Source organism: Nocardia sp. NPDC051900, from assembly GCF_044452545.1.
Lineage (GTDB): Bacteria > Actinomycetota > Actinomycetes > Mycobacteriales > Mycobacteriaceae > Nocardia > Nocardia sichangensis.
Map to the genome: position 1 here is coordinate 283,805 of NZ_JBITBU010000001.1, position 18,838 is coordinate 302,642.

Genomic DNA, 18,838 nt, shown 5'->3' on the forward strand with positions numbered 1-18,838 from the left:
TTCCGTCTCGGACCGTCTCCGTCCCGGTGCGTTCGCGGTTCAGAAGGCTCCCCCACCGACGGGCACGCTCGCCCCGGTGATCCAGCGGGCCTCCTCCGACGCCAGAAAGCCGACCACGTCGGCGATGTCGTCGGGCTCGCCCATGCGGCCGAGCGGAATAGATTGGAGGGTCTGCTGATTCGCCCCGATCACCCCTGACGCGGCGAGTGCGTCGGTGCGCACCGCACCGGGCAGCACGCTGTTGGCCGTGATGCCGCGCGAGCCGAGTTCCCTGGCCAGCACCCGAACCAGCTGCTCTACGGCGGCCTTGCTGGCGCCGTAGACACCCGAGCCCGGCCGGTGGGTCAGTGTCGCGCCGGAGGACACGACGACGATGCGGCCGTTGTCGCGCAACCGCTTCGCGGCCTCACGCAGGGCGACGAACGTCGCCTTGGTGTTGACCGCGAACATCAGCTCGAAGTCCTCGTCGGTGGCCTCGGCTATCGAGCCGAAACGCGCGACGCCCGCGTTGTTCACGAAGACGTCCACGCCGCCGAAACGCTCCTCGGCGGCGTCGAACAACCTGCGCGGGCCCGCCGGGTCGGCGACGTCGGCCCGCACCGCCCACGCCTGCCCACCGGAGCCCTCGATGGCGGCCACCACCTGTTCGGCGGCCGGCCGGTTCGATCGGTAGTTGACGACGACGGCGGCTCCCCTCGCGCCCATGCGCTCGGCGATGGCGCGACCGATGCCGCGGGATCCTCCGGTGACGATCGCGACCGGCATCTCACCTCCATTGATGACCATGGCGATAGTCGAGATCATCAACTAAATCAGCGAGGATGTCAACTGTCGATGACATAGACTTTCCCCATGCCGACCGATGATCAGGGGCTCGCACCCGCTTTCGCACGGCTGCACCGCGAGATCAGCGCCCTCTACACCTCGATCGCGCGACGCCTCGAATTGACGAGTCAGCAAGCCGAATTGCTGTGCCTGCTCGGCGCCGACCGGCCGCCGTCGTTCGGGGAGCTGGCCGCGACGCTCGGTTGTGACAAGACCAATGTGACCGGCATGGTCGACCGGCTGGAGCGGCGAGGGCTACTCGTCCGGGAGACCGACCCGGGAGACCGCCGCGTGACTCGCGCCGTTCCCACCGAACAGGGCTCGGCGGTGCGGCACAAGTTCCGCGCGGAGCTGGAGCACGAACTGGCCCGCAGGCTTCCCGGCATCGACCGAAGTCGATTGATCGGCCTCGTGACCGCGACGGCGACAGCCTTGGCCGAACATCGGTGAAAATCTAACGTCGCTGAAACCGACAGCACGCATAGGCCATACCTACTGTTTTGGTTATGCGAACTAACTTTTGCGCAGCATTGCGGCACCCGTCGTTCGAGTAGTTCGCTACTCGTGTGCGGGCACGACTGTGACCAGAGAATGGCGATAGCTGGTGCGACAACGCCGTCGACGCCACGCTCACCTCGATCACGGAGTCACCATGCCTGCCAAAAAGAATTCACCAGCCCGCCGGACGCACACCGGAAACGATGACCTTCTCGCCGCCCTGCGCAAATTCATCCGCAGCAAGGGAGAGAACTTCCTCGAAGACCCCAATATCTCCTCGATCGGCATCGGCCACAAGCAAGTCGACGGAAAATCGACCGGCGAGATCGCGGTGCAGTTCACCGTGCACGAGAAGGTGTCCGAACCGGAGGCGCTGGAAGCGCTTGGGACGTCGGCGATTCCGGAGACCGTCACCGTCGACGGGATCGAGGTACCGACCGACGTGCTACAGCGCACGTTCGAGCCGGCCTTCCGGCTGGTCACCGAAGCGGCCGCGCCCGAGCGCAAGTCGCGTCTCGACCCGATCGTGCCGGGAATCAGCGTTGCCCACCCGAGCACCACGGCGGGGACGATCGGTTGCGTCGTCTACGACCGGGACGACGGAACACCGTATGTGCTGAGCAATTGGCACGTCCTGAACACCGCGGCGGGCAAGCTCGGCGACGACGTCGTGCAGCCGGGCCCGCGCGACGACAACCGGGTCGACCGCAACCGGCTCGGCAAGCTGATCCGATCCCATCTCGGCACGGCGGGCGACTGCGCCGTCGCCGACATCGAGAACCGGCGGTTCAGCGCCGCGATCATGGGCCTGGACGTCGTCCCGGACCGCCTCGGCGAACCCGAGCTGGGCGACAAGGTGATCAAGAGCGGCCGGACCACCCAGGTCACCCACGGCATGGTGCGGCGCGTCGACGTGGTCGCCAAGATCGACTATCACGGCGTGGGCACCAGAAGCATCGGCGGCTTCGAGATCGGGCCCGACCCGGACCATCCCGCGGTCGACGGCGAGATCAGCAGCGGCGGCGACTCCGGATCGGCGTGGATTTTCGAGCTCCCCGACGGCAAGACCAGCACCGTGCTGGCCGGATTGCATTTCGCAGGCGAGACGGGCGAGGATACCGACGAGCACGCGCTCGCCTGCCTGCCGCAATCGGTGTTCGAGAAGCTCGGCATCACCTTGACCCCGCCGGCCACGGAGGAAGCCGCGGCCGTCGCCGGATACGACCCGAATTTCCTCGCGTCGCCGATTCCGGCCCCCGAGGTGGACGCCGAGGTCCGCCCCGACGTGGCGACCACCTTGGACGGCGCCGATGTCCTGCACTACACGCATTTCTCCCTCGCGATGCGCCGCTCGCGCCGCTTCGCCATCTGGGTGGCCTGGAACATCGACGGCGGCTCGATCAAGAAGCTGTCGCGGAAGAAGATCGACTTCGTCAAGGACGCGCGGCTCGACGCGGACGCCCAGGTCGGCAACGAGTTGTACCGCGACAACCGGCTCGATCGCGGCCACCTCGCCCGCCGCGCGGACCTGCTGTGGGGCAGCCTGCCCGAAGCCAAGAAGGCCAACGAGGATTCGTTCTTCTACACCAACATCACCCCGCAGATGGACGACTTCAACCAGAGCATGCGCGATGGGGTCTGGGGGCGGCTCGAGGACGCCGTCTTCGCCGACGTCACCGTCGACGACCTCAAGGTCAGCGCGTTCGGCGGCCCGGTCTTCACCGACGACGACCAGGAATTCCGGCAGGTCAGGATTCCGCGCGAGTTCTGGAAGGTCATCGCGTTCCGGGAGAACGGCGAACTGAAGGCCCGCGGCTTCCTGCTGAGCCAGAACCTGGACCAGCTGGAAGTGCTCGATCTCGACGAGTTCCGCGTCTTCCAGGTGCCGCTGACCGAGATCGAGCAGCGAGCCCGCTTCCACTTCCCGCAAGCGCTGCGGGACGCGGACCTGCAACTGGCGCCGGAGGAAGTGGCCGCCCCCTTGAACTCGGTCGCGGATATCCAATGGTGAAGCGGAGCGACCTATACGGCGCGTGATTTCGGGGGCGCGGTATATCCCTCGGCGAATTCGATGAAGTTCTGCACGACGGTCTCGGCCTCCCGCCGAACACTGCGCTTGAGGAGTAGTCCGGGCAGCAAGAGCGAGGATTGCAGCTCGGTGTGATACCAGACCTGCGAGCCCGCGCGATCCTCGGCGACTTCGAACCAGCCACCGCCGCCGACGCCGACACAGCTGTCCACGACCTGCCACGACACTCGGTCCGCGGTCCAGTCGTATTCCAGCACCTGGAGATCGGACTTGCCGAGCGGAGTCTCCGCGGTGACGTAGACCCGCTGCGGACGACCGGATTCACCGCGGGTGGCCACGCGCGCATCCGAATGCGTCGACCATTCGGGAAGCATTTCGATCGCGGCGACCGCATCGAACACCCGGGTGGGATCGACGCCGACGGTGAAATGGATATCGGTTTTTACGCGCATAACTCCTCCACCCCCGGGATCAACCCGGCCGATTCTGCCCGTGTCGCTTCCCATCCGTCAATACGCGTTCGACTCGCAACCAGCATTCCGTCGCAAAGAGCGATGTCAGAGCCAAAAATAAGTCGCCAGCTACCAGTTAGCTATTCTGGATTCCAATTGTTACCGGCGAGTATAAAAGTGGGATCGCAAGAGTTTCGCCGCGGTGCTCGTGTGCGATATGCCGATCCAACCGTGGCGAGGGTGTTCATTCTGTCCGTGAGCGGTATTCATGCCACCGGTCCGTCGCGGCCCACACGGCCTACTTCGGGTTCTTTCGCATGGGCTCGAACCACCCCGCCGCGCGCCTTGGCCACAGCGATCCGACTCGTCATGGGCATGCCCGCCCTGGCCGACAACCGATACGGCCAGGGCTGACGGACAGGCCGTGCAGGCGCGTTCCCATGCGCTCGGCCGACAGTTCTACCGTGCCGTCTCCGTCCAGGTGACCGGCAGTTCGTGGACGCCGTAGATATTCATGTCGGTCCGGAGTTTCACCGCACCGGCGGGGATGGCGAGCTCGAGCGTCGGGAAGCGGCGCAGCAGTCCGGCGAAACCGGCGCGCATCTCGATGCGGGCCAGTTGCTGGCCGAGGCATTGGTGGACGCCGTGGCCGAAGGACAGGTGGCCGCGAGCCTTGCGGTGCAGGTCCAGGGTGTCGGGATGGTCGAAACGCTGGGGGTCGTGGTTGGCGGCCAGCAGCGAGACGACCACGGTGGAACCCTTGCCGATCGTTTCACCGCCGAGTTCGATGTCGTCGGTGGCGTAGCGATAGAAGATGTCGGCGACCGACAGGTAGCGCATGAGTTCCTCGACGGCGTCGGGAAGCAGATCCGGGTCCGCGCGCAGTTCGGCCAGCTGCTCGGGGTGCTCCAGCAGCGCGAAGGTGCCGAGCGCGAGCATGTTCGCGGTGGTCTCGTGGCCCGCGAGCAGCAGCAGGAAGGCGATGCCGGTCAGCTCCTCGATGGTGAGGTCGTCGTGGCGGGCCAGGTCGGACAGTATGTCCTCGCCGGGTTCGGCGCGCTTGCGTGTGACCAGTTCGGCCAGGTACGTCGTCATCGCGCCGTACGCCGCCATCTTCTCCTCGAGCGATTGGTCCTTGACCAAGAACTTGGCCGAGTTGACCTGGAAGGTCTCCCGGTCTGCGTACGGCACACCGAGCAGCTCGCAGATCACCAGCGAAGGCACCGGCAGCGCGAACTCCTCGACCAGGTCGACCGGCGGGGTCAGCCGCGCCATCTGGTCCAATTGCCGCTCGGCGATGTCGATGATGTGCTCCTCGAGCTGCCTCATCCGTTTGACGGTGAACGCGCCGGTCAGCTTGCGCCGCAGCCGGGTGTGGTCCGGCGGGTCCATGGCGATGAACAAGCCCGGCACCTGCGGTGACGGTTCGGTGGCGACGGGCATGCCGGGTGTCTCGTACGGCACGTGGACGATGCCGATGTCCTGGCGGGAGCTGAACCGGGTGTCGGCCATGAGCCGGCGGACCGCGTCGTAGCCGGTGACGAGCCAGCCCTCGTGACCGTCGGGGAAGATCAGGGGGCTGACCGGGCGAAGCTCTCGCAGCCGGGTGATCTCGCGGGGTGGGTCGAAGGGTCCCGCGTCGCGCTCCAGGGGGAGGCCGTGCGGGATGGGGGCCGTCTGACTCATCGGGTTTCCTCTCGCTGCGATTGTCGAACGATGGTGATCGCGCCGGACGGGCACAGCTGGGCCGCCTCACAGACGGCCTGCTCCCACTCGGGCGCGGGTGTGAGGTCCAGCGGCGCCACCCGGCCGTCCTCCGGGTCCTGGTCGAATACTCCAGGGGCGGTCAGTGCGCACATTCCGGCGCTGACGCAGCGCTCACGGTCCACTCTGAGTTCCACCGGCTACCCCTTTTCCGAGGTGACCGGGAGAGCGCGCACACCGTGGGCAAGTGCACTGCTGCACAGCGGCGTCCGGAACACCTTCCTGAGCCCTGTCATTGCTGAACTGTTCACAGGAGAACTGTCGCCCGACTGGCTGACACCGACCTGATACCGGCCTGACACGCCGCCGATACGACGTTCGCCCTGGTCAGGGCGAAAAGGTCGCCTTCACTACCCACTGCCTGGCACGCGCCGTTCGCGCACACAGCGAACGGCCCTACAGCACCGGCAGGTATCTCGACGCGCATCGCCTCCGCGCAGAGCCGATCAGAGCGCGTATGCGCTTGCTCTCCGGCCGGCCGACATCTCCGCACGCTGCGGCCGACCGGTGTCGGTCGCCGCCATCGGAGCGGTTGTCACCCCGGGGACGGGCGGCCCGGTTCACCGCCGAGAGTCCACGGCAGAATGGGCCGGTGCAGATCGGGATGCTTGGACCGCTCGAGATCCGACTAGACGACGGCGGATTGATAGAGGTACCGGGCGCTCGGTTGCGGGCGCTGTTGATCGCGCTCGCGCTCGAACCAGGTCGCGTAGTCCCGAAAGCGACGCTGGTCGACTGGATTTGGGGTGAGCAACCGCCCGCCGACGCGGCGAATGCCTTGCAGGCACTGGTCTCCCGGCTGCGCAGGGTGCTGCCGGACGGGGCGCTCGACGGGCAGCCGGGCGGATACCGGCTGACGGTGGAACCCCACGCCGTCGACGCCCTGCGGTTCGAACGGCTTCTCGACCAGGCCCGCGGCGGTGACGACGCGCGACAGGCCCAGCTCCTGCGCGAGGCCGTCGAGCTGTGGCGCGGTGCGCCGATGCAGGACGTCGGAATACCGGACAGCGAGGCTTTCGACGCGGTGGTCACCCGGCTGGAGGGGCTGCGCCTCGCCGCCATGGAGGATCGGTACGAAGCGGAGGTCCGCCTCGGCCGGGGTACGGAGCTGATCGCCGAGCTGACCGAGCTGGTGGCCCGGCACCCCGTGCGGGAACGGCTCGTCGCCGCGCTGATGCGCGCGCTCGGCGCCGCGGGTCGTGGCGCCGAGGCGCTGATCGCGTACCAGCGCGCACGGGAGGCACTCGCCGACACGCTGGGCGTCGATCCTTCGCCGGAACTCTCCGCATTACACGTGGCGCTCCTGCGCGGCGAAGTGCGAACGGAGGAGAACCACCGCAACACGAACCTGCGGGCCGAGTTGACCGAATTCGTCGGCAGATACGCCGATATCGCCGCCGTGCGCGAACTCATCGCGAACCATCGGCTCACCACGTTGACCGGTCCTGGCGGCTCGGGCAAGACCAGGTTGGCCCTCGAAACCGCGCGAACCATGCTCGACGACCTGCCCGACGGGGCCTGGCTGGTGGAACTGGCGTCCGTCGGCGCGAGTGGCGACATGGCGCAATCCGCCCTCGCCGCGCTCGGACTCCGCGACGCGCTGCTCGGCGGCGCACCGAACGCGGAACCGATGGACCGGCTCGTCGCGGCGATCCGCGAGCGCGAAACGCTGTTGATCCTGGACAACTGTGAGCACGTGATCGAGTCCGCGGCGGCGTTCGCCCACCGGCTGCTCGGAGAGTGCGGGCGGCTGCGGATCCTCGCTACCAGCCGCGAACCGCTCGGCATCATGGGCGAGGCGTTATGGCAGGTCGAGCCGTTGGCGTTGCCCGCGCAGGACGCGGATCCCGGCGAGATCGAGTCATCCCCGGCGGTGCAGCTGTTGCGGGACAGGGCCGGTGCGGTGCGTCAGGATCTCGCGGCCGATGCTCCCACCTTGTCGACCATGGCGCGCGTCTGCCGGGCCCTCGACGGAATCCCCCTGGCGATCGAACTGGCCGCGGCCAGACTGCGCACCATGTCCCTCGACCAGCTCGCCCACCGCCTCGATGATCGATTCCGCCTGCTGACCGGCGGCAGCCGTACCGCGATCCCGCAGCACCGGACGTTGCGAGCGGTGGTCGACTGGAGCTGGGAGCTGCTCACCGACTCCGAACGGATGGTTCTGCGCAGGCTCGCGGTGTTCTCCGGCGGCGCGAGCCTGGAGGCGGCCGAGCAGGTCTGCGCGGGGCCCGAAGCCCAGGGCGAGGAGAGCATGGCGGTCGAGCGGTGGGAGGTGCTCGAGCTGCTGACCGCGCTGACCGAGAAATCGCTGCTGCGTACCGTGGAGGACAGCGGGCCGCGCTTCCGGATGCTGGACACGATCAAGCAGTACGCCCGGGACCGGCTCGAGGAGTCGGGCGAATCGGATTCGGCGCGCCGAGCGCATCTCGCGTACTTCACCGAACTCGCCGACATCGCGGAGCCGCACCTGCGCCGCGCCGAGCAATTGGAGTGGCTCGCCACGCTCGAGGTCGAACACGACAACATCGCCGTCGCGATGCGTGGCGCGCTCGCGGCCGCGGACGCGACCGGGGCGATGCGGCTCGCGGCGGCCGCGGGCTGGTACTGGTGGCTCGGCGGCCACAAGGCCGAGGGCATGGAGCTGATCACCGCGGCTGCCGACACGTCCGGCGAGGTGGACGACGAGATCAGGGCCAGGGTGTACGGGCTGGTCGTGCACTTCATGAGCTCCGGGCCGAGTGACGAGCACCAAGTGGAGGAATGGATCCACAAGGCATACCTGTTCAGCCGGCGCAGTCGGGGGCGATACCCGCTGCTGGCGTTCGTCGCAGCGCTGGAACGCATGTTGCAGGGGCCGGACGCGTTGCTGCCCGCGTTCGAACCGCTGCTCACCGATGACGAGCCTTGGGTGCGGGCGCTGGCCCGGCTCCAGCTCGGCAAGGCGCGGATCGCGCTGGGACAGCAGGGGCGGGAGGCGGACGAGTATCTGGAGACGGCGCTCGCCGAGTTCCGGACCATCGGCGAGCGCTGGGGGATCTCGTTCGCTCTGACCGAACTGGCGAATCGAATCGCCATGCGCGGTGAGTTCGCCGGTGCGTGCGAGCATCTCGACCAGGCGATCGCGGTGGTCACCGAGGTCGGCGCGATCGAGGACGTTTTCTTGATGCGGGCGCGGCAGGCTCAGCTGTACTGGCTGCTGGGCGATGCGGAGGCGAGTGCGGCCGCCATGGCCGAGGCGCAGCGGCACGCGGATCGCTCCGCTTGGCCGAACGCACTGGCCGAACTCGCCCTGACCAGGGCGGAGCTGGCTCGTTGGAGCGACGACACCGAGCAGGCGTACCGGCAGATCGATCTCGCGACAACCCTCCTCGGCAGCGATGCCGAGCAGCGCTACGTCAGGGCGCGGACCCACAACCTGCTCGGCTACCTCGCCGACGGGCTCGATGAAGCCCGCGAACACCACGACGCGGCCTTCCAGGCGGCATCCGATGCGGGATACGCGCCTTTGACCGCTCAGGTGCTCGTCGGGATCGCCGACCTGGCGCAACGCGCCGACCACGATGAGCAGGCCGTCCGGCTGCTCGCGGCGAGTGCCGCAGTGCGCGGCCTGTCCGACCGTTCCCAACCGGATGTGGAACGGATCGAGCAGACAGCACGACGTCGCCTCGGCGAAGTGCGGTTCACCGAGGCGACGAAGGAGGGTGCGCAGGCGAGCTGGCGTGAACTGGTCGCCACTGCGCTCGCTTGCTGAACATGGCGAAAACAGTTGTGCGACACCGACCTGGTGTCGCACACCTGTTGGACAATGTGCGCGGGACGGGGTGGCGGGAGCGCAGTATCAGGCGGCCGTGGCGTGCTGGATGACAATGTTGCCGTAGGAGTTGCGCGCGTACACCCGCACGATGTCCTCCTCGCCCTGCGACCGGTCGACCGGTTGCATCCGGTTGCGCACGGTCCCGTGCTGGGCGTTGGTTTCCAGCTGCACCGCGCTACTCGGGCTGATTCCGACCTGGAGCTCGCCCATGGACGTTTCCAGCCGGAGCACGCCGCGCGACGCCTCACCGATACGGATGTCGCCTTTGGCGGTTTTCGCGGTTACCGAATCACGCGGGCGCTCGACGGTGATGTCGCCCGCGGATATCTCCAGGTCGCATTCGCCGAGTTCGCCTGCGCCCAGCAATCGGCCCACCGCGGCGGTGCCCTTCAGCTGGGAGCCGGTGGGTACCTCGATGGTCAGCTCGATCGACGGGTTGCCGCCGAACGGGGTGTAGGTCCGCCAGTCTTTCGGCGTTCGCACGGTCAAAGTGCCTGCGGTGAATTCGATCTGGGTTTGCGCGGCGGCGCGCACGTCACCCTTTTTGGATGCGTCGGCCGGACGGACCTCCACGACGGTGTCGATACGGTCCGAGGCGATCACCGTGACCGCACCGGAGAGCACGTCGATCGTGACGGCGATCGGTTCCGGGGTCTCGAACGTCGGCATGGCTGTCTCCTGTGTGTGAATTGGTTGGCGTGTGAAATGCGCGGCTGGTCGCGACTACACGCGCTTGTTGAAAGTGGCGCGCGACCACAGGTATCCGACGACGGCGAACCCGGCGCACCAGGCGAGCGCGGCGGCCGTGTAGCCACCCGAAGGGTGTCCGGCGAGAAACCCGCGCAACGCTTCGATGATCGGCGTGAAAGGTTGGTATTGCGCGAACTGCCGGATACCTTGCCCCATCTGGTCGGCGGGCACGATCGCGCTGCTCACGAACGGCAGCATGATCAGCGGCACCACGGTCATGCCCGCGGACTCCGGAGTCTTCGCGGCCATCCCCAGTGCGACCGTGAGCCAGGCGGCCGCGAACGACGTCGCCGCCATGATGCCGATCGCGCCCAGCCAGTCGAGTGCGGTCGCGGGCGGCCGGAACCCCAGCGCGAAGGCCACACCTATGACGGCCGCGATGGCCACCACATTGGTCAGTACGGTGGCCGCGACGTGGCCGGTCAGTACGGCGCCACGAGAGACGCTCATGACCTTGAACCTGTTGATGACGCCTTTCGCCATATCGGAGCTCACCGATACCGCGGTGCCCGACAACCCGTAGCTGATCGCCAGCAGGATCATGCCCGGTGTCGCGTAGTCGATGTACTGTTCGCCGACATCGAACGCGTTGCCGAACACGTACACGAAGATCAGCATCATCACGACCGGCATCAGGGCCGCGTTGAAGATCGTGACCGGAGTCCGGGCGATGTGCTTGAAGTTGCGGCGCAACATGATCGACGAATCGGCCAGCGGCGCGGAAATGGTGCTCATGGTGCGACAGCCTCCTTGGTGGCGTGACCGGTCAGGGCGAAGAAGACATCGTCGAGGTCAGGGGTGTGGACGGAGACCTCCTCGGCGTCGACCGAGTGTTCGGCGAGCCGATTCAGCAGGTCCCGCAGTGCTTTCGTCCCGCCGTCGCCGGGGACCCGCAGGGTCAGGGCCTCGTCGTCGCGGGTGGCCCCCGGCAGGATCCGCGCCGCCGCATCGAGCTGCGTGACGTCGGTGAATCGGAGCCGGATGTGGCTGCCGGGCACCCGGCGCTTGAGGTCGTCAGGTGTGCCTTCGCCGACTATGCGGCCCTGGTCGAGCACCGCGATCCGGTCGGCCAGCTGATCGGCTTCCTCGAGGTACTGAGTGGTCAGGAAGATCGTCACACCGTCGTTCGTCAATTCCCGGACGATCTCCCACATGGTGCGCCTGCTGCGCGGATCCAATCCCGTTGTCGGCTCGTCCAGGAAGACGATGTCCGGCTTGGTGACCAGCGTCATCGCCAGATCCAATTTCCGGCGCATACCCCCGGAATAGGTCGACGCCTGCTTTCGCGCCGACTCCGCCAAATCGAACCGTTCGAGCAATTCGGTGATCACCCGCTTGCTCTCGTGTGCCCGCAGATGGTGCAGATCCGCCATCAGCCGCAGGTTCTCCTCCCCCGTCAGCAGATCGTCCACCGCCGCGAACTGACCTGTGACGCCGATCGCCGCGCGCACCGCCTCGGCATCGGTCGCGATGTCGTGCCCGGCGACCCGCGCCGTGCCGCCATCGGCTTTCGACAGCGTGGTCAGCACGTTCACCGTCGTCGTCTTACCCGCCCCGTTCGGGCCGAGCAGAGAGAAGATCGTGCCCACACCGATATCCAAGTCGATACCATCGAGGATCGTCTTGTCCCCGTATGTCTTTCGCAGCCCGGAAGCCGCAATCGCTGAACTGTTCACAGGGATACTGTCGCGAGCCCCGCTGATACCGCCCTGACACCGGCCTGACACGTCCGCTGACACGGCATTCGGCCTGGTCAGCGCCGCATCCGACGAGCAGATGTCCGTGCACGTGCAGATCGTCTTCGCCGACGGAGGTTCGGAAGCGGCAGCCCTCCATCGGCGGTGACGACCTGCCCTCGTCAATCGCTGGTCGGGATCGTCGTTTCCGCGGGTGTGCCGAACCATAACGACAGCGCTGCTCGCAGGCCGTCCTCGGCGGTGTCGGCGGGTTCGTCGATGGTCGCGGCCCAGGCGATGTGGCCGTCCGGGCGGATCAGGAGGGCATCGGCTTCGCGGTTCTCGGCTTTGGCGGAGCGGATGTCGATGCGGTGCCGCCAGTCTCGGGCGGTATCACGAAGGTCCGCGCGGTCGGCGAGGTCGAGCAGGACGGGCCGTGCGGCGTGCATGACTTCGGCGACGCTGGTCGTCCCGTCGTCGGTGTGCAGGGTGAGGTCGGGCGCGAAGGTTCCGGTCGAGATGTGGTCGTTGGGATTGGGTAGTCGATAGCGGATATCGGCGCCGGCGATGAGGGCCGCCATGCGCCGCAGGGGCTGTTCGTCGGTGAGAAGTTCCTGGAAGACCGCCCGCAGCGCTTCGGAGGCCGGGTCGTGCCCGCGCCGCAGCGCGACCTGTGCCCGGGTGTGCAGCATGGTGCGCTCCCCGGCGAGATGGCGTTCCTCGTGATAGGTGTCCAGCAGGCCGGCTGGCGCCCACCCGTTGACCTCGGCGGCCAGCTTCCAGGCCAGGTTGACCGCATCCAGCATTCCGGCGTTGAGCGCCACGCCCGTGGCGGGAAACAGATGGGCCGCGTCACCGGCGAGCAGGACCCGGCCCGCGCGATAGCGTTCGGCGTGGCGGGCCTTGAAGGTGAATCGCGACAGCCGGAACGTCTCCGCCACAGGCAGATCCACTCCCAGCACGCGACGGATGCTGTCGCGCAGCTCTGCCACGGTCATCGGCACGTCATCGTCGTATTCGACGGTCTCGTCCTCGATCGTGTAGACGGACAACGCCTCCGAGGCGGGTGACACACCCATCCCGAACAGACCGCGATCCGTCCGCGTGAAACCCGCACGGATGGCGTCGAACCCGGGAACCTCGAGGTCGCCGTTGTCGAGCCGGGTCACCGAATCGGGCACGGTGATCTGGGCCAGCCGATTCACCTCCGGATATACGGTGCCGGGGAACGGAATGCCGGCCAGGTCACGAACCCGGCTGCGCGCACCGTCGCAGCCCACCAGGTAGCGGGCGGTCACCCGGTACGGCCCGACCGGCCCGTTGACCTCCGCGGTGACCGCGTCGGCGTCCTGCCGCACATCGAGCACCTGGTGTCCGCGACGGAAATCGACGCCGAGTTCGCCGACGTATTCGCCGAGTAGTCGCTCCAGCTGCTGTTGCGGCAGCGGCAGCGCATGCATCGGGGATTCGTCCAGCTGGGTGAGGTCCACGTGCACACCGCCGAACGGGAACCGGGGAGCCGGAATCGGATCGGTGCAGGCCGCTTCGAACCGATCCAGCAAGCCCCGGTAGCGCAACAACTCCAGGATCTGCCCGCCGAGACCACCGGCCTTCGGGGTGTCCCGCGGCTGCGACTGCCGCTCCAGCACCAGCGGCCGCACTCCGGCCGAACGCAGCTCGGCGGCCAGCATCAGGCCGGTCGGGCCCGCGCCCACGATGATCACGTCGGTATGCATTGTTACTCCCATCCCAGCCGATTCCGGCCGCGGCAAACGATTTCGAACAGCCCAGGTCGCCGATCGGGCGCTACCGCGCCCCGTACCTGCCGTGCCGGGGCCACCCGCCCTTGGAATTGGTGACCGTGCGCGGAGGCACGGGGCGAGTCACGAAGCGCTGCTGGTTGGTCTTGGTCGGGAAGGTGCTGCGTTGCTTTCGCATATCGGTTCCGCCTTTTCGAATGCTCATGTGAAGCCACGGGATGCCGGAACTCCGGCGGGTCTGGCGCCGGATCAGGCGCGGTCGAACCAGGTGACCTGCGCGCCGGTGCTGAACTCTTGGCGCTGGGTGACCTTGAATCGCGTCGGCTCGAAATTGCCCGTGAATGCCCTGATGCCGTCGCCCGCGATCACGGGGTAGCTCTTGATGATCAGCTGGTCGACCTCGCCGAGGAGCTGTCCGGCCAGATTGCCGCCGCCGCATAGCCAAATATCCAGGCCCGTTTCCTTCTTCAGTTGCCGGACCAGCTCGACCGGATCGGCGTCGACGACCTCCACCTGCGGGTTGTCCACCGGCGCGAGGGTGCTCGAGAAGACGTACTGCCTCAAGTGGTTGTACGGGCTGGTGCAGCCGATCGCGAGGCCCGGTTCGTAGGTGCCGCGACCCATGACCAGGGTGTCCAGGGTCTTGTTCGGCGTGTCGAGGGGCATGCCGACGGACTCGCGCAGAGGCGTCGGCACCGTCTCCGGATAGCGCTCGTTGATCCACGCCGTCATGTCCTCACACATCGGATAGAAGTCGAATTCCCCCTGCGGCCCCGCGATGTAGCCGTCGAGGGAGACCGCCACGTAGTAGACAAGCTTTCGCATCTTAACCGCCTCAACTGTAGTACTCTGTGCGAAGTGATTTGAACCGTAGTACTACAGATGGAGTGGTGTCAAGTGGTGCGCACGAATCCGGAACGCCGGCAGACTCTGCTGGATGCGTCAATCGAGGTCCTGGCCCGCGAAGGGGCACGTGGCCTGACCTTCAGGGCGGTCGATCAGGAGGCGGGAGTGCCCGCCGGAACCGCCTCCAATTACTTCCCCAACCGGGACGCACTGCTCGTCCAGGTCGGACACCGCTATTACGAGCGGCTGATCCCCAGCGACGCCGCCATGGCGAAATCCCGCGGACCGCAGACCCGCGAATCCATGACCGAACTCATGACCGAGGTGGTCGACCGGGTCTCCCATTTCCGCACCGGCTATCTCGCGATCCTCGAACTGCGACTGGAGGCCACCCGGCGGCCCGAACTGCAGGCGCTGCTCACCGAGCGGGTACGCGCGGATCTCGACTTCAATATCAGCAACTATCGGGAGTCGGAGCTGCCCGGCGACGAGGACGCTGTTGTGCTGCTCTACCTCGCCCTGAACTGGCTCATCCTCGAACGACTCACCCTGCCCGGCATTTTCGACGAGCAGCGGGCCGCCGAACTGGTGCGGACGATCGTGGACCGGGCAATACCCGCCCAGGTCAGGTAAACCGGAACGATCCATCCATTGTTCGAACCGACGCTCTCCGAGAGGAAGTCAGGCATGACGAGACCGTTTCGATTCGGGGTCGTCGCCCCGCTCAGGACCGACCTGCCGACGTGGCGAGATCGCGTGCGCCGCATCGCCGACAGCGGCTACTCGACGCTGCTGGTGCCCGACTTCCCGCAGACGCAACCGGCGCCCGGCCCCATGCTGGCCACCGCCGCGGCCCTGACCGACCTGCGCGTGGGCACCTGGGTGTACGCCTCTCCGCTACGCCCGCCTTGGCTGACAGCGTGGGAAGCGCACTCGCTGTCGCTACTCACCGACGGACGCTTCGAGATGGGCATCGGCACCGGCAGACCGGGAATCGAGGACGAACTCCGCGACAAGGGACTGCCCGTCGTGCCACCGAACGAGCGGCTGGCGCAGGTACGTGAGACCGTCGAAACGCTGCGCGAACTCGACGGCCCCGACCTGCACACGCCCGTGGCGATGGCCGTACTGGGTCCAAAGGCCCGGTCGTTGGCGGCGGAGGTCGCGGACACGGTCACGTTCGCGCTGGGGGCTCAGCCTCGGGGTGAGGTCGAGCGGCTGGCACGCGACTTCCGCACCATCGGGAACGTCGAGCTCGCGCTCGCCGTGCCGGTCATCGGCGACACTGTCGCGCCGCACATGGCGCCACCCGACACCGACCCTGCCGCGCTTCGCGCGGCGGACGCACTGGCCGTACTTCCGGATGATCCGGCGGCCGCCGCCGAGGAAATCCAGCGGCGCCGAGAGGAGATCGGCTTCTCCTACTTCGTCTTCGGCGCCGACTTCGCCGACCGGTTCGCTCCGGTCGTCGCCCAGCTCGCCGGACGGTAGCCGAGCGACAGGGGGAGTCGCCGGAGCAGTCGCGATCGTAGGGGTTTCCCCCATATCGGATGTGTTGGTGACTGGGCAGGCTGAGCGGATGCTCGATTCGGCGAAGATTCACTCCCATCGGCCGACGGTGATCGTTGGTTCGTCGACTGATCGGATCATGTCGCGTTGACCGGTTGCGACCTTTGCCTGTATCGGTCGGCGCCGCCGGGGCTGCCTCGACCTGGTGTGAGCTTCGAGCAGCAGATGCTGGCGGGAATCCAGCGGCGCGAAGACTGCGACGGCTCGGACCATCGAATGCTGCGGCGCATGCTCCGCGCTACCGCTGCGGTCAGCCTCTCGGAGGTCGAATGGATACGCCGGATGCGGTCTGCCGGGACCGTCCTGCAGCCCCGGGTCAGCGTCGTCGACGGTTATGTCGTCGGCTACATCGCCCAATGGCGTGATTCCCACAGCGCGCGCCTCGGTCCGGCGATCATCGACCTCGAGGTCGGCGCAGGCCTGAGCCTGCCCGAACTGCGGGACGGGTGGGAATCTGATCCACACGCGGCGGCGGACGCGCAGACCGAGTGGAAACTTCCGCGTTCGCTTGGGCCGTCGGTCAGGGAAACGGTGCTGTGGGGCGACACCGAGTTGTGGGCATACGCCCTGGCTGAAGTCCAGGGTTTCAACGAAACGCTGACAGAGGTTCCCAGCAGCGAGCGCAAGGCATGGGGGTGGGCGGCGAGCCGGGTCGCCGGGGTGCTGGCGCTGTGGTCGTGGCGGATCGAACCGGACGCGCGAGGACCGTTCGCCGTCGCCGCGCACGAAATTGGGAGGTCCGCCCTCGCGGCCGGAAGCCGGACGCGCCCGTACATCTTCCGGTGGCCCGCGCCGGATCTGGAACAGACAGCGTTCGTCCTTGCGCAGCTGTGCAGGGAGGCGCACGATCCATCCACCGAATCGGATTTGGTCGGCGCGTTGATTACCAGTATCGCGGCAATAATCAAGGCGCATCGCGAACGCGGGGAAATGGCGCGAGCGTCGAGCATCTACGCCACCGCCGTGGGTCCTCTGAAGTGGGTAGAACACGATATCCGCACCGCGGTTCCGACCTCGGTGATCGGCTGCCAACTCCGGCTGAGGCACGCCTCGCCGTCCCCTCCGAGTTAGCGCCGCGCCAGCCACCACAGGATTCGCCGATCAGGCCCGGACACCGGGGTCCGGACCGGGCCGCAACGACAGGGCGAATCCGCAGTTCACCGACATCGACGCTCTGCCATGCTGTCGCGGAGGGGGCAGCCGAGGTGACCTTTTGCCCGGATGGGTTTCGGGCTCGACACGGTTATCTCGGGCATGTCCATGACGCGCCGGACGTGATTGTGGTCGTCGGGTGCGGGGTTATATCGTCGCCGTCCGCACTTTCCGGCTGTTCAAGTGGGCAAGAGGCGGGTATGCGGGTGCAGCAGGTGTTGGCGCCGGGCGGTGGTCCGGAGTGCTGGACGGTGCTGGATGCACAGTTCGCGGCGATCGAGCCGGTTGATGAGTTTCTGGCGCATTTGACCGCGATCGGGCGGTCACCGGGCACCGGGCGGTCGTATGCGATCGATCTACGTGACTTCTTCTCGTTTCTGGCTGCACACGAGATCGACTGGCGGGCAGTGCGGTTGGAGCATTTCGGCCGGTTCGTGGGTTGATCAAGCCGGGCGGGTTACGGGGCTCTGGCGTCCGTCCCTGGCTCATCTGGGTTCGGACGGCGACAAGCGGCGACGCACGATCAAATCGAAGACGCAGCGGCGACTGCCCCACACTCTGACCACCCAGCAGGTTGCCGCGATCGTCGCCGCGTGTGAGCGGTTGCGGGACCGGTTTCTGATCGAGCTGTTGGCCGGACGTGAATCTCTGGGGCGGCCGGATCGGGCAAGCCTGGCGATACTGGAACGTCGCCGATCTGGTCGAGCGTCTGCGCAGCCGCAGCGTGGTGGCTATTTCCGCGCACAGACATGAACCCGCTGGCACCAGTCGAAGAGCGCACCAGGGCTGGCAGGCCAGGCTCGAGCCAGAATGGTTCTCTGCAAGCGCGGCTGCGGGAGTTGGTGGAGGGGTTCCTGGTCGAGGACCGGGTCAAGATCCGCCTCGGCGATCCGGTCGTGGTCGGTACGGCGTCCGGCTAGATCGGACGGAATCCGGCTCCGGGACCACCGCGCGCGTCGACGTCGTCGATGATGGCGGTCATCTTCGTCCCGAGCTGAGGTCCGAGGCAGGGCACCGTCACGTATGCGTTCACCATGCTGACGAGTGTCGTTCCGACCACGACCGGCCCACCGGAGTCACCAGGGACGACACATATCTGCGTCCAGGTCCACCCGGACTCCAGCACGTCTCCGTAGGTCAGTCCGCAGGTGTGGCCGGTGCTATAGCCTTCCTTGCACGCGATATCCGGGAACTGCGCGGGACCGCCCACCTGGGCGATCGTCGTGTTGCCGACGCGGCTCACCGGTACGACTTTGTCCGGTTCGAACACGATGACGGCGTAGTCCATGTCGTTGTTGGCCTGGGCGATGGTGCCGACCACGCCGGCGTCGCGATCGGCCGCCGCGGCGACGGTGGTACCCGCACCACCACAATGAGCCGCGGTGAATCCGACCAACCGGCCTGCGCCATCGTGCCCGATCGTGGTGAGCGTACAGATGCCCTGATCGTTGACGACGATGCCGGAGCCGCCGCCCAGCACGACCGGAGCGGCGGCGCGCACCATGCCCGCGTGCGCCCCGATCAGCGTTGCGCATGCCGCGAGCGCAGCAGCTGTTCCCGCAAGTTTCTCGAACATGCCGCATCCAATCGGTCGAAGGGAAAAATCGTCCCCCCATGCCGCGCGAACAGTACTGCTGTTTACTTGAAGAACTCGAAGACCAGGCATCCAGACGTCGTCACCAATCTTGCGGGATCGAGCC

General features: G+C 67.1%; 19 protein-coding genes. 8 read left to right on the forward strand and 11 right to left on the reverse strand.

The annotated features are described in order from the left end of the window. Positions 1-39: 39 nt before the first annotated feature. On the reverse strand, positions 40-786 hold the full coding sequence (locus ACIA5H_RS01290; protein ID WP_397073049.1) for a glucose 1-dehydrogenase: 747 nt from the start codon (positions 784-786) through the stop codon (positions 40-42). Between the two features lie 66 nt (positions 787-852). Here ACIA5H_RS01290 and ACIA5H_RS01295 point away from each other — a divergent pair, with 66 nt between their 5' ends. Continuing rightward, on the forward strand, positions 853-1,275 hold the full coding sequence (locus ACIA5H_RS01295; protein WP_397073051.1) for a MarR family winged helix-turn-helix transcriptional regulator: 423 nt from the start codon (positions 853-855) through the stop codon (positions 1,273-1,275). Positions 1,276-1,477: 202 nt separating this feature from the next. Then, positions 1,478-3,334 carry a DNA/RNA non-specific endonuclease gene (locus ACIA5H_RS01300; protein WP_397073053.1) on the forward strand — a complete coding sequence of 619 codons (1,857 nt, stop codon included), beginning with the start codon at positions 1,478-1,480 and terminating at the stop codon, positions 3,332-3,334. A gap of 11 nt (positions 3,335-3,345) precedes the next feature. On the opposite strand, the gene ACIA5H_RS01305 is transcribed toward ACIA5H_RS01300, so the two are convergent. The 3 genes from ACIA5H_RS01305 to ACIA5H_RS01315 form a co-directional block, all read right to left on the reverse strand. Further along, positions 3,346-3,804 (reverse strand): hypothetical protein, encoded by a 459-nt coding sequence (locus ACIA5H_RS01305; RefSeq protein WP_379252925.1) that lies wholly within the window; start codon positions 3,802-3,804, stop codon positions 3,346-3,348. A gap of 459 nt (positions 3,805-4,263) precedes the next feature. Then, positions 4,264-5,490 carry a cytochrome P450 gene (locus ACIA5H_RS01310; protein ID WP_364427549.1) on the reverse strand — a complete coding sequence of 409 codons (1,227 nt, stop codon included), beginning with the start codon at positions 5,488-5,490 and terminating at the stop codon, positions 4,264-4,266. After that, on the reverse strand, positions 5,487-5,705 hold the full coding sequence (locus tag ACIA5H_RS01315; protein ID WP_379252923.1) for a ferredoxin: 219 nt from the start codon (positions 5,703-5,705) through the stop codon (positions 5,487-5,489). Before ACIA5H_RS01315 ends, ACIA5H_RS01310 begins: the two co-directional genes overlap by 4 nt. A gap of 467 nt (positions 5,706-6,172) precedes the next feature. On the opposite strand from ACIA5H_RS01315, the gene ACIA5H_RS01320 reads away from it, so the two are divergent. Continuing rightward, positions 6,173-9,322 (forward strand): BTAD domain-containing putative transcriptional regulator, encoded by a 3,150-nt coding sequence (locus tag ACIA5H_RS01320; RefSeq protein WP_397073056.1) that lies wholly within the window; start codon positions 6,173-6,175, stop codon positions 9,320-9,322. Between the two features lie 87 nt (positions 9,323-9,409). On the opposite strand, the gene ACIA5H_RS01325 is transcribed toward ACIA5H_RS01320, so the two are convergent. From ACIA5H_RS01325 to ACIA5H_RS01350, 6 genes are all read right to left on the reverse strand, one after another. Continuing rightward, positions 9,410-10,054 (reverse strand): DUF4097 family beta strand repeat-containing protein, encoded by a 645-nt coding sequence (locus ACIA5H_RS01325; protein ID WP_355072644.1) that lies wholly within the window; start codon positions 10,052-10,054, stop codon positions 9,410-9,412. 54 nt (positions 10,055-10,108) lie between these two features. Then, positions 10,109-10,870, reverse strand: a complete 762-nt coding sequence (locus ACIA5H_RS01330; RefSeq protein WP_356964977.1) for an ABC transporter permease — start codon at positions 10,868-10,870, stop codon at positions 10,109-10,111. Further along, on the reverse strand, positions 10,867-11,811 hold the full coding sequence (locus tag ACIA5H_RS01335) for an ATP-binding cassette domain-containing protein (protein ID WP_397073059.1): 945 nt from the start codon (positions 11,809-11,811) through the stop codon (positions 10,867-10,869). The genes ACIA5H_RS01330 and ACIA5H_RS01335 overlap by 4 nt, the downstream gene beginning before the upstream one ends. Before the next feature lie 182 nt (positions 11,812-11,993). After that, positions 11,994-13,547 carry an FAD-dependent monooxygenase gene (locus tag ACIA5H_RS01340; protein WP_397073061.1) on the reverse strand — a complete coding sequence of 518 codons (1,554 nt, stop codon included), beginning with the start codon at positions 13,545-13,547 and terminating at the stop codon, positions 11,994-11,996. 70 nt (positions 13,548-13,617) lie between these two features. Further along, positions 13,618-13,749, reverse strand: coding sequence for a hypothetical protein (locus ACIA5H_RS01345; RefSeq protein WP_364427535.1), 132 nt, complete (start codon positions 13,747-13,749; stop codon positions 13,618-13,620). A gap of 71 nt (positions 13,750-13,820) precedes the next feature. Next, on the reverse strand, positions 13,821-14,396 hold the full coding sequence (locus tag ACIA5H_RS01350) for a dihydrofolate reductase family protein (protein ID WP_397073064.1): 576 nt from the start codon (positions 14,394-14,396) through the stop codon (positions 13,821-13,823). A 72-nt stretch (positions 14,397-14,468) separates the two neighbouring features. Here ACIA5H_RS01350 and ACIA5H_RS01355 point away from each other — a divergent pair, with 72 nt between their 5' ends. From ACIA5H_RS01355 to ACIA5H_RS01375, 5 genes are all read left to right on the forward strand, one after another. After that, on the forward strand, positions 14,469-15,050 hold the full coding sequence (locus ACIA5H_RS01355; protein ID WP_397073066.1) for a TetR/AcrR family transcriptional regulator: 582 nt from the start codon (positions 14,469-14,471) through the stop codon (positions 15,048-15,050). Positions 15,051-15,104: 54 nt separating this feature from the next. After that, positions 15,105-15,908, forward strand: coding sequence for an LLM class flavin-dependent oxidoreductase (locus ACIA5H_RS01360; RefSeq protein WP_397073068.1), 804 nt, complete (start codon positions 15,105-15,107; stop codon positions 15,906-15,908). Positions 15,909-16,268: 360 nt separating this feature from the next. Then, positions 16,269-17,057 (forward strand): hypothetical protein, encoded by a 789-nt coding sequence (locus ACIA5H_RS01365; RefSeq protein ID WP_397073070.1) that lies wholly within the window; start codon positions 16,269-16,271, stop codon positions 17,055-17,057. Between the two features lie 281 nt (positions 17,058-17,338). Further along, entirely contained in the window at positions 17,339-17,581 is a 243-nt protein-coding gene (locus ACIA5H_RS01370) for a site-specific integrase (protein ID WP_397073072.1), read from the forward strand. Positions 17,582-17,887: 306 nt separating this feature from the next. Continuing rightward, a complete protein-coding gene (locus ACIA5H_RS01375; protein ID WP_397073074.1) occupies positions 17,888-18,058 on the forward strand; it encodes a hypothetical protein in 171 nt (56 codons plus the stop codon). Here ACIA5H_RS01375 and ACIA5H_RS01380 read toward each other — a convergent pair. Next, positions 18,055-18,714 (reverse strand): serine protease, encoded by a 660-nt coding sequence (locus ACIA5H_RS01380; protein WP_379252915.1) that lies wholly within the window; start codon positions 18,712-18,714, stop codon positions 18,055-18,057. The two genes, ACIA5H_RS01375 and ACIA5H_RS01380, sit on opposite strands and share 4 nt — an antisense overlap. Between the last annotated feature and the right edge of the window lie 124 nt (positions 18,715-18,838).